The following is a 15573-nucleotide window of genomic DNA, read 5'->3' on the forward strand; positions in this document are numbered from 1 at the left end:
TTAACTTTCTTTCAGTAATTTGATTTTTCCTTTTGCCTCTAAAATCAAATCCTTATCTTCACTAATATCTACTATTTTATTGTAAAACATCACTGCTTCATTGTTTTCTAGTTTTACTTCTTTTAAATAAGCTATATTAAAAATTGTGTTTATATTTTCATAATCCAACAAAAATGATTTTTTTAAGAATATCTCTGCTTCTTCATAATTGTTATTTAGCAATGATAAAATCGATTTCATATTCAATATTTCAATATCTTCACTATACATATTTTCATATTCATTTATCATAATTAATGCATTGTTTATATCTCCTGAATTTATGCTATTTTCTATAAGTAATTTATACTGTCTCTTAAGTTTTTTAATTTCTTCACCTTCATTAATGTTTTTGCTGAACTTATCAATGAGAATTTCTATTCCTTTTTTATATTTTTCATTATCTAAAATTAGCTTTCTTATTTCTTGTATATACTTTAATGGTTCTTTATCTTTTAGCTTTTGTGCTAAATTAATTTTAATTACAAACTCATCTTCTTTATCTTGTAATAACCTTATAAGCTCCTCATTTGATAAAGTAGGATTATATATTTCTTTTATAAAATTATATCTATAGATTATATACATATAAAATAATTTCTCATGCTTTTCATTATCAAAACTTCCATCTTCTAGTAACACCTTCAATAAACAACTATATACATTAAGTTTATTTAAACTTAATGTATTAGGTTCATCTAAAATCCAGTTATATAATTGTAGTAAACAGTCTCTATTACTGTAAATTACATGATTAAAATAATCTTTCATATATGAATAACTTACATTTTGTAGTAAGTCTAATATATCTAGGTTATTATTAAGAGCATAATAAATAATATCACCATAGTATGCTTGTTTTCCACTTGATAATAATTCATTTAATTCTTTTATTGTAAATTTCTCTCCTAGCCTTACTTTATTTAATAAACCATAGTCATTTTCTATATTTGATAAAACTTGGTATATTTTAATTTTGTCTATTTCTTTAACTTTTAATATTGTTTTTTCTAAACTAGATTCTATATATTTTGTATCTACTATTGATAATATTTTCTTATTATATATATTTAATATTTCCTTTATTTTATCTGTCTTATATAAACTTTCAAATAAAATATCATATATATCTTTAATTTCATCAAAATCTATATTTTTATATTTTTCAATCACTTGTTCATATTGCTCTAAATAGTAATAATTTTTAAGTATATTTTTTTGCGCATATTCTTTTAATCCAACTGTAATCCCATCAGCATATATACTATTTGCTTGTGTTGATATATCATAATTATCTACTAAATATATATATCTTTCATAGCTATTTAAACTTTCTTCATATTTGTATAAGAAGCTTTGACTAATTGCCAAGAAATAATATATGTCAATATTTTTATCATCCTTTTTTTGTAAATATTCCATGCAAACTTTTTCACATTTACCAAATTGTTTTAATTCAACATAAAATTTTGCTAGATTAGAATAAACATAGGGCGGTATATCTTTCCATTCACTATGTAGATTCATAGATTTTTCCATATAAGACAATGCTTCTTCTTTTTTATTTATTGCCATAAAATTTTTACCTAATTGAAAATTTATATATGGATCATTAGGATTTTCATCTAATTCTTTTAATAAAATTTTTTCATTTCTTTTAAGTTTTTTTTGTTTAAATTCTTCATCTACATATAAATATCCATAATGATTAAATACTGCTATGTTATTATATACAGGTTCTTTATACATAGGTTGTTCGTGTATTGCACCCTCATACCTAAAACCTTCTTTTTTAAATAGCCTTAGATTTGCTGATTTACTATAAGATTTTCCATCTTCCGAGTTTATATTTTTTAACTCTACTGCTGCTGAATTATATTTTTTATGTAAATCTGTTTTGAAAAAATTAATCATTTTTTCACATTCTATAAGCTCTTCATCTGCATCTAAAATAAGTACCCATTCACCATTAGCATAACTTATTGATTTATTCCTCATATGACCGAAGTTATCATTCCACGATGCAAAATAAACTTTGCCAGTGTATAATTTAGCTATTTCCACACTTTTATCTATAGATCCTGTATCTAGTATTATTAATTCACTTTCAACTTTTTCTCTTATTTTATTTAATGCATTTAATGTTTTATCTAAAAATTTTTCTTCATTTTTTATCATCAATACTATACTTAGTAACATATTATTCTTCCTTTCAAGCTAATTAACTTTAAAAATAAAGAGTAAAGCATATGCTTTACCCCCTTAGTTTTAAAGTTAATTCAAATTTAATTATCTTAATAATTGAGTTACTTGTTCTGGTTGTTGTTTAGCTTGAGCTACCATAGCTTGAGAAGCTTGAGTTAATATGTTGAACTTAGATAACTTAACCATTTCTTTAGCTACATCTACATCTCTTATTCTTGATTCTGCTGCAGATAAGTTTTCTGTTGATGTTGTTAAGTTTGAAGAAGTATATTCTAATCTATTTTGTACTGCTCCTAATTTAGCTCTTGATGCGTTTATATTTGCTAAGTCAGTAGTTGCTGCATCTACAACAGCTTTAGCTTTTGCAGTATCAGCTACATCTGAAGTTACTGTAGTAGCTAAAGTTCCTACTTTAAATGATCTTGTTTCACTATTAGCACCAGCTTGTATTGTTACTGTATTAGCACTAAATACTGCAGTATTATTAAACTTAGTATCTGAAGCTATCTTACCTATTTCTTCTGTTAATTGTTCTAATTCTAAAGATATTTTATCTCTATCAGCAGTTTCTAATGTTGAGTTACCAGCTTGTACTCCTAACTCTCTCATTCTTTGAACTATATTTCCTGCTTCTTCTAATGCACCTTCTGCAGTTTGTACCATAGATACACCATCTTGTACGTTTCTATCTGCTTGTTCCATACCTCTTATTTGAGATCTCATTTTTTCAGATATAGCTAGTCCTGCAGCATCATCTCCAGCTTTAGTTATTCTTAAACCTGTAGATAATTTTTCCATAGAATTTCCTGCTAAAGCAGTGTTTTTTGCCATTTGATTTGTTGATATCATAGCATTTAAATTAGTGTTTATTCTCATTTTTATACTCTCCCTAGTTTTTACGACATCCTTGTCTTATTTTTTTTATACAAATACTTGGCCAAGTATTGTTTACACTATATTTATTCGACATACTTTTAAAATACTTTATACTTTTTTATTAAAAATATTTAAATTTTTGTTAATGTAATTCATATAGGAGTTATTAACTTGTTTTGACAGTCTATATTCTTTTATTTCTTGCTTTATTTTTGACATATTATCTTTTAAAAGTTCTTCTATCTGTCTATCTATGTCAATAATTCCTTCATTAATTAACTTAAACTTAAATTCATTATTATCAATTTGCTTGTCTAGTATTTCTTGCCTTTTATTTAATAATTTTTCTAATATATATATATCTTCATTTTTTAATGATTCAACAATTTGTAATGATATTTCTTTATATAAACTAATTTTTTCTGTCATATTACATTCCCCCAAATTTACATTTGTGCGAAATAATTCATTTGAGAATTAAATTTATTCATATTTGACTCTAATAGTCCAAACTTCTTGTATAAATCATTTTCTTTATTATTCATTTTTCTTTGTAACTCTTTTATGGCATCTGCTTGTTTTTTTAATTGTTCTGAATAAAAATTATTCGTTGCTGATGCAGTTTTATCAAGACCAGCTTTTTTAGCAAAAATAGAAGACGAGTTACCTACATACTTACCTATGGTACTTTTCATATTTTCCATAACACTAGAACTTCCTTTTGCAAGCATATCATATACTTTATCTGAATTATTTTCTAATGCTTTTATAAATTTAGCCTCATCTAAAGATATTTGGCCTCTTTTGTTATAGTTTTCGTGAGATTTCAATCCCATTTCATTGAGAATTTGCATATTATCTCCAAATATAGATTTTTGCATATCATCCATGAATTTTCTCATATCAGAATCATTTCTTAGCAAACCTTTTTTTGCCTTTTCTTCCCATTTTTTTATCTCATCTTCATCCATATCTTTTTTTTGAGATTCAGTCAACGGAGGGTATTCTCTATTAGGTTTTTGGATTAAAGTATCATATACTTTGTCCATTATTTTGTTATAATCTTCTACAAAGGCTTTCATCTTATCCACTACAGGCTGCACATCTTGTTTTGAAGTAATTTCTACTGTCTCACCTGCTTGTGTAATGCCCTGTAGATTATAAGTAATACCATCTATAGCAAATGAATTTCCTGAATTTACTAATTTCTTACTGAATTTATCATCTAGAGAAGAAACTTTTACTTCAGAATCAGTTCCTAAAAACTTACCACTCGTTGCATCTTTCCCACTTAATTCCAAAAAATCTAGTGCATCGCTTGATGTTTTGCCATCTGACCCTACAATTGTAAATCCATTGTTTGAACCAGTTTTTGTAGACTCTATTGTAAATGCTCCTGTCATTTCACTATAAGATGCTTTTATGTTCCCATCACTAGCGTTATTTATTTTTTTTATTAAAGTATCTATTGTATCAGCTGGTTCTTCAACTATTTTTATAGGTTGACCGCTTTCATCTAATTTGTTATTTCCATCTTTATCTTTTTCATATACAAAATTACCTTTTTCATCAACTTTATATTTATCTTCTGTTCTTATAGTTATTTTACTACTTACTTCATTATCCTTATCTCCATAACGTATAGAAAATTCAGTAGTTCCTGCACCAAGGCCTAAATCTTTCAACTCACTATTTTTTTCAATTTTTCCACCTTTAGCAGTTGTTGAGCTTGCTTTTCCTGAGGTAGCAAGTTTACTTACTTCAAACTTATAATTTACTGCATTGGCTCCTGCACTCCCTGTTGCAGTTATCACATTTGAATTAGAACTATTTACAGCTAATGTGTTCCAAGCGCTACTAATTAATATCGAATCCTTAGATGTAAAGCTAAAATATTTATCATTAAAACCTTTTACGTCATTTATAACTTCTCTATAAATTTCTTGTTGCCACTTTAAAGTTTGCTCTTTTTGCTTAGCTTTGTCTATTTTATTTTGTTCTCCTGTAAGCATTTCTTTTACCATAGTTTCAGTATCCATACCTGTTGCTAAACCAGGTAATCTTATTCCACTTACACTTGACATAAAATCCCCTCCTATTTTCCTGTTTTTATCTTTTTATCTACTTCATACCACATATCACGCACGTCTTCTATTATAGGTAATAAACTATCGATTATTTTTACATCTTTTTTTATATTTGCTCTTCCCAGTTCATTTTTTATAAAATCATATAAATTATATAACTCTTCCATATACTTGCCAGAACTTTTATCCATTGTAACCATTAATTCCAGAAATATATCTTGAACACGAATCAATTCCTTATGAGCTCTAACTATGTCTTTTTCTTGTATTGCTGTTTTTGCTATTTTTGTATATTTAACAGCACCATCTAATAGCATCAATAGTAGTTTTTCCTTTGATGCCATATTTACTGAATTTTGCTTGTATGTATTATACGGGTTTGATGTATACATAAATATTCCTTCCTTACTTTAACAACTTTAATATTTCATCTGTATTTGCAACTGCTTTAGCATTTTCTTTTTTTACATTTTCATATACTTCTTTCCTAAGTATAATTTTATCCTTTGGGGCATCTATTGCAATTTTTACACTTCCGTCATCTATTTTGACTATTTTTATTTCAATATCATCACCAATCAATAAAGATTCTTCCTTTTTCCTAGTAATTACTAACATCATCCCACTCCTTATACTAAAGGTTCTTTTATGTTATATTTATCATCTTGCAATATTAATTGCTTACCTTTGTTATTTTTTATATTTATAATAACAGGAGCTTTTAAATTAACTGTACTTTTTTCTAAAGTTTTTCCTAGAGTTATTAAACTTAATACTAATACATCCTTTGGACTATCTATTTGTAATTCTTTTATTACATCGTCACTTAAGTTTAATTCATAATCCTTTTTGATTTCAAAAGGAGATATAGCTATAAATCCAATATTTGAATCTTCTATAGATATTATCTGCTTAAATTTTTCATTGCTTTCAACTTGATTTATTTCAAATTCTCTATATTTTTCAAGTCCTGGTATTCCCTTTTCAAAAAATATTTGCATAGATCCCTCCAACATTTTATAGATAATCTAATATAGTAGGTTGCATTAATGTAGTTCCTACTTTTATAGATGCTTGATATACTAATTCAGCCGATTTTAACTCTATAAATTTCTCAACTTGATTTACATCTTGGTCTAGGGATAATACGCCCTTCATATTTAGTATGTTTTCTTCATTAAGTCCCTTTACTTTTTCCGCTGTATTTACTCTAACACCTAAAGAAGTTCTTTCATCTAGTGAATGATTATACAAATTATCTATATTATCCTTAGTCGTTCCTAATAATTCTTTTTTGGCTTTGCTTTTTTCATCATCAGTTCCGTTTGCTATTTTATCCATAAGTTTAGACACATTATTAATTTCTTCAAGAAAATCTATTGATGTACCATTATTATCTTTACCATTAAAAATCTCACCAGCTGATATATTATAATCTATATTTATACCATCAGATATGTCAGCTCTTAAATCACCCATATTTGAATTTGGATTAATTTTTAAAGTAATTACGCCATTTTTATCTTCCATTGTTATAGGTGGCTCATCCACATTAGTCCCACCAAACATGTATTTTCCACCATAAGTAGTATTCATTACATCGGCAATTTCTTTTATTTTTTCATTCACTTCAGCCTGAATAGCCTTAAACTCTTCATCAGAATACACACCATTACCAACCTTTAATATATCATCTTTTATATCTCCAAGCATATTACCTAAATGGTCCAAAGATCCATCAGTTGTATCCATCCAACCTACAGTTTCATCTATATTATAGTTATATTTTTCTGTGTATCTTATTTCATTATTTAAGTTCATTATCCTTATAGCTTTATGTGGATCATCAGAAACTCTATTTACCATTTTACTTGAATTTATCTGCTCATTTATTTTACTCATTCTAGTTAAATTTTCTTGAGTATCATACATGTGATTTTTTATCATTGAAGTATTTGTTATTCTCATATTTACCCCCTACCTCTTCAGACCATTTATAACTACATCTAAAAGACTATCTATAGTAGATACCACCTTGGCACTAGCACTATATGCATGTTGAAATTGTATTAAATTTACCATTTCTTCATCCAGAGATACTCCTGATGTATTTAATCTTGTATTATCTATTTCTTTGATTATTTTACTTTGGTTACGTTCTTGTCTTATTATTTCTTGCGATTCATTACCTAGTTTTTGTATCATTTGGTTGTAAAATTTATCTATAGTAGTTGTTTCCCCCCCTATAGTTATTTTTTCATCCTTTAATTTATACATTGCCAAGGCTGTTTCTGTTGAAATTTCAAAATCCCTAGGATTATCTGATAAATTTTTATTTACACTTAATATTGGATCTTTATCAGCGTCAAATATAAATAAGTCAGATGGTTTAGCACCTCCATCTGAAAGAACTTTATTAACACCTTCAGCTATACCCTTTGCTAAGTCTTTTAAACTTGTAGTATATTCATTTATTTTATCTATCATATCTAAAGAACCTTGTATTTCTCCTGAAACATTACCCAAACCTTTTATGTCATCTACAGTTAGCGGTGTAAAATTACCACTTGCATCATGTGTATTTTCCAAAAGCTGTTTAACATCATCATTATTTAAATCTAGTTTCATACTTAAGTCATCTAAAACCTTATCTCTTTCATCCATCAAGTCATTAGGTGTTTTACCACTACCTTCAACTATTTTTATCTGTTTATCTAATTTTTTTAGTTGCTCAAGCATATTGTTTACTTCTTCAACATCTTCGTTAAGCTTCTTATCAGCTTGTTGTGCCAAACTATCTAGTTTTTTCTTTATATTACTAATGTTATCAGCAAGATACTTAGTGTTTTGAACCATAATATCCTTAGAACCTACATCTGTAGGGTTCTTTGATAATTCTTGCCAACTAGAAAAAAAGTTGGCTATTGATGCTGAAATTGACGTATCTGAAGGCTCATTAAATATGGTTTCCATATTTGTATAGTATTGATATTTCGTACTTACTTCTCCATAGTTATGAGATTCGCTTCTGTACTGATAATCATAGAAAGTATTTCTTATCCTCATAATATTAGTAGCCTCTACACCTGTCCCTAATTGACCTGCTCCAAGACTACTATTAAATCCCGGGTTACTATAAGCACTTTTTGCACTTTGTTCAACTCTTTGCCTAGTATACCCAGGTGTATTCATATTGTTAATATTGTGGGATGTAGTCTGTATAGATGCCTGACTTACATTCATTCCCGATTTAGCTGAGTATAAACTCCCTAATAATCCAGCCATATATATCCCCCTATCTTATTTACCTACTTGCCCATAAGCATTATATGTCCCTATCCCTTTATTAGGTTTAATGCAATTTATCATTTTTTGGGTAAAGAATAATCTTTGCTTTATAAGTATTTCATTTGCTTCTTTTTGGATTTCTATCATCTTTAAGGTAGCTTGTATTTCTTCATAAGCTTGCTTTATTTTTTCATCATCACTAGCTTCAACAACTTCTTTCATACTAGATTCACTACCCATAATATTTCTTCTTTTTATTTCTATTCTTGCTAAATTTTTTGCTGATTCATCTAATTCTTTCGCTATCTTATCCATTTTTATAACATCTTTATCTATTATAAGGTTATACTGTTCATCTAAAAGAGTTAATAAATTTTTAATAATATTTTTTTCTTCAAATATTACTACTTTTAACTGTGAATTCAATTATTATCACCTTCCATCTTTTCTATTATTTTTTTTGCTAAAGCTTTTGAATCTACTGAATATGTTCCATTTTCAATTCGTTTTTTTATATCGTTGACTTTTTCCATATTTACATCTTCTTTGCTTATATTTACTTCATTTAAATATTTTCCTAAATCTGATATTTGTACTGAATCTGATTTATTATTTTTATTATTTATGTTTTCAACTCCCAATTTTTTAGTTTTATAAACATTATCTATATTTGTAAACTTAATACTATTAATTTTCATAGTGCACCTCCTTGTATTAACTAAATATCTTGATTTACACTTTTAATCTGGGAAAGCCTAACTGCTAATTTGTTTTCTATAATTATACTCTCTCCACTTGCTATCATTTTTCCGTTAACATTTATATCAAGTGTTTCTTCAACGTGCTTATCAAGCACTATTATGTCTCCCACTTTATAGTTTGCTATTTTACCAATTTTTTCTTTGGCACTTCCCATAGATATGGTTATATCCATAAGTGCACCGAATATTTGGTTAGCACTATCAGTTGGTATTTTTTCACCTTCTGCTAATTGTTCAAATTCTACTGAATAAATATTATTCATATGCCCTCCTTTATAAATACATATCGACTAAAAGTCCATTTATCTCGTCTATTTTTGTGGCTAAGTCTATATTATCTTTCTGATCGTACAATAATTCTTTAGTAATACTTTCTAATTTTTCATCTACTATTTTTACTGTTTTAAAATAATTTCCATCCCAAAAACTAGAATCTTGATTTAAACTGTACATATAATCTACAACTGACTTTAAATATAACTTAATGGCCCTTTTATAATTTACCACATCACTATAGTTTTGAGTTGCCACCACTTTTTCGCCAATTGATTTTATTTCTTTCATATACGATTCAATTTCTTCTTTACTTTTAAATCTATTCTCCAGATTAAAACTATCATTAAAGCTACTTTTTTGTTTATTTCCTCTATTTTCTATAGTATTAATATTCCTATTTATACCTACCTGTTCTACTTTCATATTTATCCTCTATATTATAAATATTTTAATTATCCTTTATAGTACTTCATTACTTTTGGCACATAGTTTTGAGTTTCCCTTGGCATTTTATATAAATCATTGATGGATTTAACTCCTCTACTAGCCATTCTTCCTGGTCCCCCATTATAAGCCATCAATGCCATCTGTTCATCTCCACCATACATATCTAGATATTCTTTTATATGTCTTGTTCCACCGTCTATATTTTGTTCTATATTAAATGGATCTTTAACTTTTAAGTCAGTACAGTTAAATGGCATTAGCTGCATTAATCCTTTTGCACCAGCACCAGACACACAGTTAGGATTAAAATTAGATTCAACTTTTATTATTGATTTAATCAAATTCTCATTTACCCCGTATTTCTTAGCACATTTCGCCACTGCATTTTCTATTCTTTCATTTACACTTTTATCTTTATTAGTTGCTTGTATTTTATTTGAATTTTGACTACTATTTAATGTTTCTAATCCTGTTATCTTGCCAAGATTTTTATTGTTTAAGTTTATATTTATATTTATATTTTGTGAATTAGTTGTAGAGATTGCTTTTAACAAACTTATCATTACCATGTCAAAAGAATTACTACTTGATTCACAACTACATTTATTTAAACCAGTCAAAGAATTACTTAGCTGGTATTTTAATAAGTCAACGCTATTAATCATATATTCTCCTCAACCTTTTTATTTTTATAATACGTCAATTTCTAAATTATCTTTATACAATAAATTATTTTTTTATTTAGGTTTAGTATTTTAATTATAAATAAAAATGAGCTATTTACTAATTTTTTTAATAGCATAGCTCATTCGTACTTTCTATTTGATCTAAACTTCTTTAATAAGACCTTTTTTGTAAGCAATTATTAACATCTTTAAATCATTTACTTCTTGCTGGATTTTCATTCCATCGTAAGTATCTCTTACAAACATTCTATTTACTCTATTTTCCACAATTATTGACGTGGATAATATATCTTTTTCATTAAATATAGAGTCTTCTGCTGATGAGAATGGCTCATGTGATACTAATTGCATCATTTGTGAGTTATATATTAAAGTATATCCTGCTATTCCTGTTTTACCTTGGTAAGCTCTAGAAAAACCACCATCAATAGCTAAAATTCTTCCACCTGCTTTTAATGGACTTTCACCATTTTTACTCTTAACTGGCACATGGCCATTGATTATGTGACCGCTTTCAAAATCTAAATCAAACTCATCAAAAATCCTCTTTAATATTTCATCTTCTTCTCTTAAAGTATAGTATGGATTTTTATTTTCTCTTTGAGCTTCTTTTTCAGCTATAAAATATCTTTCATACGTGGTCATATCATCTTTTCCAAATAATGATGAGCATTTGCCTGTCCATAAATACCACATCATATCTTTTCCATATTCTTTTTCTGGATGATTTTTATCAAAGAAGTATCCTTTTCTAATATAAGATTCCATCTTGTCCATTAATGCTTTTCCTTTATACTCGTGATTGTCAATTTTCATAGACATAAAGTCACCATCATTAGTTAAAGGTATACACCCGTGAACAAGTAAATTACCATTAGTTTTTAAATAAATGCTGCCTTTTGAGAATAGAAATCCTACGTGTTTTTGAAGTTTATCGCTATTTTCAAAAGATGTAGCCAACTTCTCTATAACAATTTCTTCTCTTTGTGTTAGTTTATAAGGAACTTTTGGGTCTATTGTTGGGAAGTTTATGTCTTTTAATTTGTAAGTTTTACCCTTTAGTTCTATTGTTCCCTCTTTGTAATTTACCTTGTTTAATAATAACCTATGATCCATTTCAAACTCTGGTCTTCTTTTAATTATTTCTGCTTCTAATTTAAATTGAATTATACTAATTGCTTTGTGCATTTTTGCCATTAATGATTTTTCAGTTATAGAGGCCTCATCATCACTCATCTTCGGTATAAATTCTGTACATGGATCATCTTTGTATACTTCTAGTGCAAACGTTGCTAAAGGTAATATATTAATACCATAAATATCTTCTACTATATCTAAATTAGCATATCTTGCAGATATTCTTATGGCATTGGCTACACATAATTTTTGTCCTGATGCAGCCCCCATCCATAATATATCATGGTTTCCCCACTGTATATCCACATTGTGGTAATTCATCAAAGTATCCATAATAATATCAGGTCTTGGTCCCCTATCATAAATATCTCCAACTATATGTAATCTATCTATAACAAGTTTTTGTATTGCCTTAGAAACTTCTATTATAAATACTCTTGCTCTGTCTATTTCAATAATATAATCTACTATACTTTTATAATATTCATCTTTATGAGGACTCGTTGAGTCTGGATGTAATAACTCCTCTATAATATATTTAAAATCTTCTGGAAGGAATTTTCTTACTTTTGATCTTGTATACTTGCTTGAAGCATATCTTAAAAGTTCAATTAATCTATGAATACTTATTCTATAAAAATCTTCTATTTCTTTTTGACTTTCTTGTTTTTCAATCAAATCTAGCTTTTGTTCCGGATAATATACAAGAGTGGCCAGTCTTCTTCGCTCGCTTTCTATCATAGAATTTCCAAATAGCTCTTCTATTTTTCTTTTTATTACTCCAGATGCATTTTTTAATACATGAACAAAAGGCTCATATTCCCCATGAATATCTGACAAAAAATGTTCTGTTCCCTTAGGAAGATTTAATATTGCTTTTAAATTTATAATTTCAGCACTCGCTTTAGATATGCTTGAGTATTGTTTAGATAATAATTTCAAATATTTAATCTGACTATTTAAATAATCATCTGAAACTTCATATATTTCTTTCATATAAAATTCCTCCCTATTAATTTTCTTACTATAAATTATTATAACATATATTTTTATATTAATTTTTCTTATAGCTACTCTTTATATATTATTCCAAATTACAATAATATATTTTTATGCAAATAAAAAAGAATGAGCTATCTCATTCTTTTTTAGGGAAGGTTAGATTTTTAAGAAATTATTATTTATGGTTACACTGATTTGCAGATGAACACCCATTGCAACCACAAGAACATTTACTTTCTCCACTTCTAGCATTCTTTATAAAATTTCTACACGTTAAAATTACTATTAATGCTGCTCCTATTCCGATTAAGTAATTTATCATAATATCATTCCTTTATTTAAATTTTACTTTGCTTAAGCCACTGTGTGGGCCCCATGAAATTTCAGGCAACGACCTTTCTCAAAAATGTATTTTTGATTTAGAAGATAAATCCACACACCATATATACTAAAAATGCAACTATCCAAGCAACTAACATTTGGAATCCTACTGTTATTAAAGTATCTTTCCAAGATCCCATTTCTTTTTTCATAGCTCCAACAGCTGCAAAACAAGGCATACAAAGTAAGTTAAATGTCATATATGAAAATGCTGCTGCACTAGTAAATGCTGTTGCCACACCTGGAATTGCTGCACTTCCTTCCATAGCCGCCTCTGTTATTGCATCACTTGCTCCATATAATACTCCAAATGTAGAAACTATATTCTCCTTAGCTATCCATCCTGTTACTACTCCTACTGATGCTTTCCAGTTGCCAAATCCAAGGGGTGCAAATATCCACTGAATACTTCTACCTATTGATGCTAATATACTATCTTCCATTTCACACATACCGCTAAGGTTAAAGTTTGATAATAACCAAATCAATATTGTAGATGCTAATATAACTGTTCCTGCTTTTATTGCAAATCCTTTAACTTTTTCGAAACCATGTATAAATACACTTCTTAAAGTTGGCACTCTATATTGAGGAAGTTCCATTATAAAGTTTGATGCTTCACCTTTTACTATAAATTTACTTAGTATAAGTGCTGATATTACCGCTACAACTAAACCTAACATATAAATTGAATAAACTATCAAAGTTTGATTACTGTTTGCAAATAATGTTGCTGCAAACATTAGATAAATTGGTAACTTTGCTCCACAAGACATAAATGGAGTAATCATCATTGTTATTTTTCTATCTTTTTCATTTTCTAAAGTTCTACTCGCCATAAGAGCTGGTACTGAACACCCAAATCCCATAAGTAGTGGTATAAATGATTTTCCACTTAAACCAAATCTTCTAAAGATCTTATCCATGACAAAGGCAACCCTTGCCATATATCCGCTGTCTTCTAAAATTGACATTAGTAAGAATAATACAAGGATTTGTGGTAAAAAGGAAACAACCCCCCCAAGACCTGCTAAAATACCGTCCCCAACTAAAGATAGTGCCCATTCACTAGCACCCATATTTTGTAATGACGTAAGTATTGTTTCAGTTAATGGTCCATCCCAAAAATCAACAACTATAGTTTGAAGCCATACACCTATACCTAAAGGTCCTTCACCAAAGGTTATAGAGAATAATCCATACATTATTGCTAAAAATGCAGGTATAGCTATTAACCTATTTGTTAGTATTTTATCTATTTTATCAGATGTAGTTTCTATTCTTTTACCATCTAATTTTTCTTTCTTTTTAACAGTTTTTCCTACTACACTAGATATGAATTTGTATCTTTGATCTGCAATTTCGCCTTCTGCATCTCCATTTAATTTCTCATTAGCTCTACTTAAAATAGATTGAATTTCTTCTTTTTTATATTGTGGAAGTTTTTCACTTTCTATGGAATCTTCTTCTAATAATTTTATGCTCCTCCATCTATAATTTATCAAACGACTATCATTATCATCAATATGACATAAAATTTCTTCTAAAAATTCCTCAACATCTTTAGAGTAAATTTTCAAATCTTTATTTTTTTCATTTGATGTTTTTTTAACTTCTTCCATTAACAAATCTATATTTTTGCCATTTCTCGCCACTATAGGTACAACCTTAACGCCTAAAAGTTTTGATATTTTATCGATATCTATTTGAGTACCACTATTTTCAACTTCATCCATCATGTTTAGGGCTACAATAGTTGGAATTTCTGTTTCTAGTATTTGAAGTGTTAAGTACATATTTCTTTCTATATTTGTAGCATCTATTATATTTATAAGTACATCTGGTTTTTCTTCTACTATATAATTTCTTGCCACTATTTCTTCTGCTGAATAGGGTGAAAGAGAGTAAATTCCTGGCAAATCCACTATATTCATAGCTTTATTTTTTTTATATTTTCCCTCTTTTTTTTCTACAGTAACTCCTGGCCAGTTTCCAACATGTTGTTTTGAACCAGTTATTTCATTAAAAAGAGTTGTTTTTCCACAGTTTGGATTTCCTGCTAATGCAATATTTAAACTCTTTGTTTTACAACAATTTGGATCTTTTGCTAATGCAATATTTGAACTCATTTTATTCCCCTTCTTTACTATAATTGATTTACTATTATTTGATTTGCTTCGTCTTTTCTTAGACTTAACTCATATCCTCTTAAATTTACTTCTATAGGATCACCTAATGGAGCTACTTTTACTATTTGTATTTCCACTCCTGGTGTAATTCCCATATCCATCAACCTTCTTCTTGAAGGCCCTTTTTCTCCTAAACTAGTTACTTTTCCTTTTTGTCCAGGACTTAAATCTCTTAATGTTTTCATTAATCTTTCCTCCT

Annotated in this window: 18 protein-coding genes; all 18 read right to left on the bottom strand. The window is 28.0% G+C overall.

Going from position 1 to position 15573, the window contains the following annotated elements:
• Complete coding sequence (locus tag JW646_RS03750; protein ID WP_228416647.1) at positions 1-2238, bottom strand: glycosyltransferase; 2238 nt, start codon at positions 2236-2238, stop codon at positions 1-3.
• Between the two features lie 90 nt (positions 2239-2328).
• The gene (locus tag JW646_RS03755) at positions 2329-3120 is read right to left on the bottom strand and encodes a flagellin N-terminal helical domain-containing protein (RefSeq protein WP_228416648.1); all 792 of its coding nucleotides are present in this window, start codon (positions 3118-3120) and stop codon (positions 2329-2331) included.
• 108 nt (positions 3121-3228) lie between these two features.
• Positions 3229-3549 (bottom strand): flagellar protein FliT, encoded by a 321-nt coding sequence (locus tag JW646_RS03760; RefSeq protein WP_074918621.1) that lies wholly within the window; start codon positions 3547-3549, stop codon positions 3229-3231.
• Between the two features lie 17 nt (positions 3550-3566).
• On the bottom strand, positions 3567-5204 hold the full coding sequence (fliD, locus tag JW646_RS03765) for a flagellar filament capping protein FliD (RefSeq protein ID WP_228416649.1): 1638 nt from the start codon (positions 5202-5204) through the stop codon (positions 3567-3569).
• An 11-nt stretch (positions 5205-5215) separates the two neighbouring features.
• Positions 5216-5599, bottom strand: coding sequence for a flagellar export chaperone FliS (fliS, locus tag JW646_RS03770; protein ID WP_074918626.1), 384 nt, complete (start codon positions 5597-5599; stop codon positions 5216-5218).
• A gap of 13 nt (positions 5600-5612) precedes the next feature.
• Complete coding sequence (gene csrA, locus JW646_RS03775; protein WP_228416650.1) at positions 5613-5825, bottom strand: carbon storage regulator CsrA; 213 nt, start codon at positions 5823-5825, stop codon at positions 5613-5615.
• A gap of 11 nt (positions 5826-5836) precedes the next feature.
• A complete protein-coding gene (fliW, locus tag JW646_RS03780; protein WP_074918630.1) occupies positions 5837-6208 on the bottom strand; it encodes a flagellar assembly protein FliW in 372 nt (123 codons plus the stop codon).
• Between the two features lie 16 nt (positions 6209-6224).
• The gene (locus tag JW646_RS03785) at positions 6225-7175 is read right to left on the bottom strand and encodes a flagellin N-terminal helical domain-containing protein (RefSeq protein WP_228416651.1); all 951 of its coding nucleotides are present in this window, start codon (positions 7173-7175) and stop codon (positions 6225-6227) included.
• 9 nt (positions 7176-7184) lie between these two features.
• Positions 7185-8492, bottom strand: coding sequence for a flagellar hook-associated protein FlgK (gene flgK / locus JW646_RS03790; protein ID WP_228416652.1), 1308 nt, complete (start codon positions 8490-8492; stop codon positions 7185-7187).
• A gap of 15 nt (positions 8493-8507) precedes the next feature.
• Positions 8508-8921, bottom strand: a complete 414-nt coding sequence (locus tag JW646_RS03795) for a flagellar protein FlgN (protein WP_074918636.1) — start codon at positions 8919-8921, stop codon at positions 8508-8510.
• Positions 8918-9193, bottom strand: coding sequence for a flagellar biosynthesis anti-sigma factor FlgM (gene flgM, locus JW646_RS03800; RefSeq protein WP_074918638.1), 276 nt, complete (start codon positions 9191-9193; stop codon positions 8918-8920). The genes JW646_RS03795 and flgM overlap by 4 nt, the downstream gene beginning before the upstream one ends.
• A 20-nt stretch (positions 9194-9213) precedes the next feature.
• Positions 9214-9519, bottom strand: coding sequence for a FliM/FliN family flagellar motor switch protein (locus tag JW646_RS03805; RefSeq protein ID WP_074918640.1), 306 nt, complete (start codon positions 9517-9519; stop codon positions 9214-9216).
• Between the two features lie 10 nt (positions 9520-9529).
• Positions 9530-9955 carry a YaaR family protein gene (locus JW646_RS03810; protein WP_074918642.1) on the bottom strand — a complete coding sequence of 142 codons (426 nt, stop codon included), beginning with the start codon at positions 9953-9955 and terminating at the stop codon, positions 9530-9532.
• 29 nt (positions 9956-9984) lie between these two features.
• A complete protein-coding gene (locus JW646_RS03815) occupies positions 9985-10644 on the bottom strand; it encodes a lytic transglycosylase domain-containing protein (protein WP_228416653.1) in 660 nt (219 codons plus the stop codon).
• A gap of 162 nt (positions 10645-10806) precedes the next feature.
• The gene (locus JW646_RS03820; protein WP_228416654.1) at positions 10807-12798 is read right to left on the bottom strand and encodes a fructose-1,6-bisphosphatase; all 1992 of its coding nucleotides are present in this window, start codon (positions 12796-12798) and stop codon (positions 10807-10809) included.
• A 181-nt stretch (positions 12799-12979) separates the two neighbouring features.
• Positions 12980-13126 carry a FeoB-associated Cys-rich membrane protein gene (locus JW646_RS03825; protein ID WP_074918648.1) on the bottom strand — a complete coding sequence of 49 codons (147 nt, stop codon included), beginning with the start codon at positions 13124-13126 and terminating at the stop codon, positions 12980-12982.
• 97 nt (positions 13127-13223) lie between these two features.
• Entirely contained in the window at positions 13224-15314 is a 2091-nt protein-coding gene (gene feoB, locus JW646_RS03830; protein WP_228416655.1) for a ferrous iron transport protein B, read from the bottom strand.
• Between the two features lie 17 nt (positions 15315-15331).
• The gene (locus tag JW646_RS03835) at positions 15332-15559 is read right to left on the bottom strand and encodes a FeoA family protein (protein ID WP_074918651.1); all 228 of its coding nucleotides are present in this window, start codon (positions 15557-15559) and stop codon (positions 15332-15334) included.
• Positions 15560-15573: the final 14 nt, after the last annotated feature.

The sequence above is a fragment of the Terrisporobacter hibernicus genome (genome assembly GCF_020809405.1).
In the GTDB taxonomy this organism is placed as follows: domain Bacteria; phylum Bacillota; class Clostridia; order Peptostreptococcales; family Peptostreptococcaceae; genus Terrisporobacter; species Terrisporobacter petrolearius.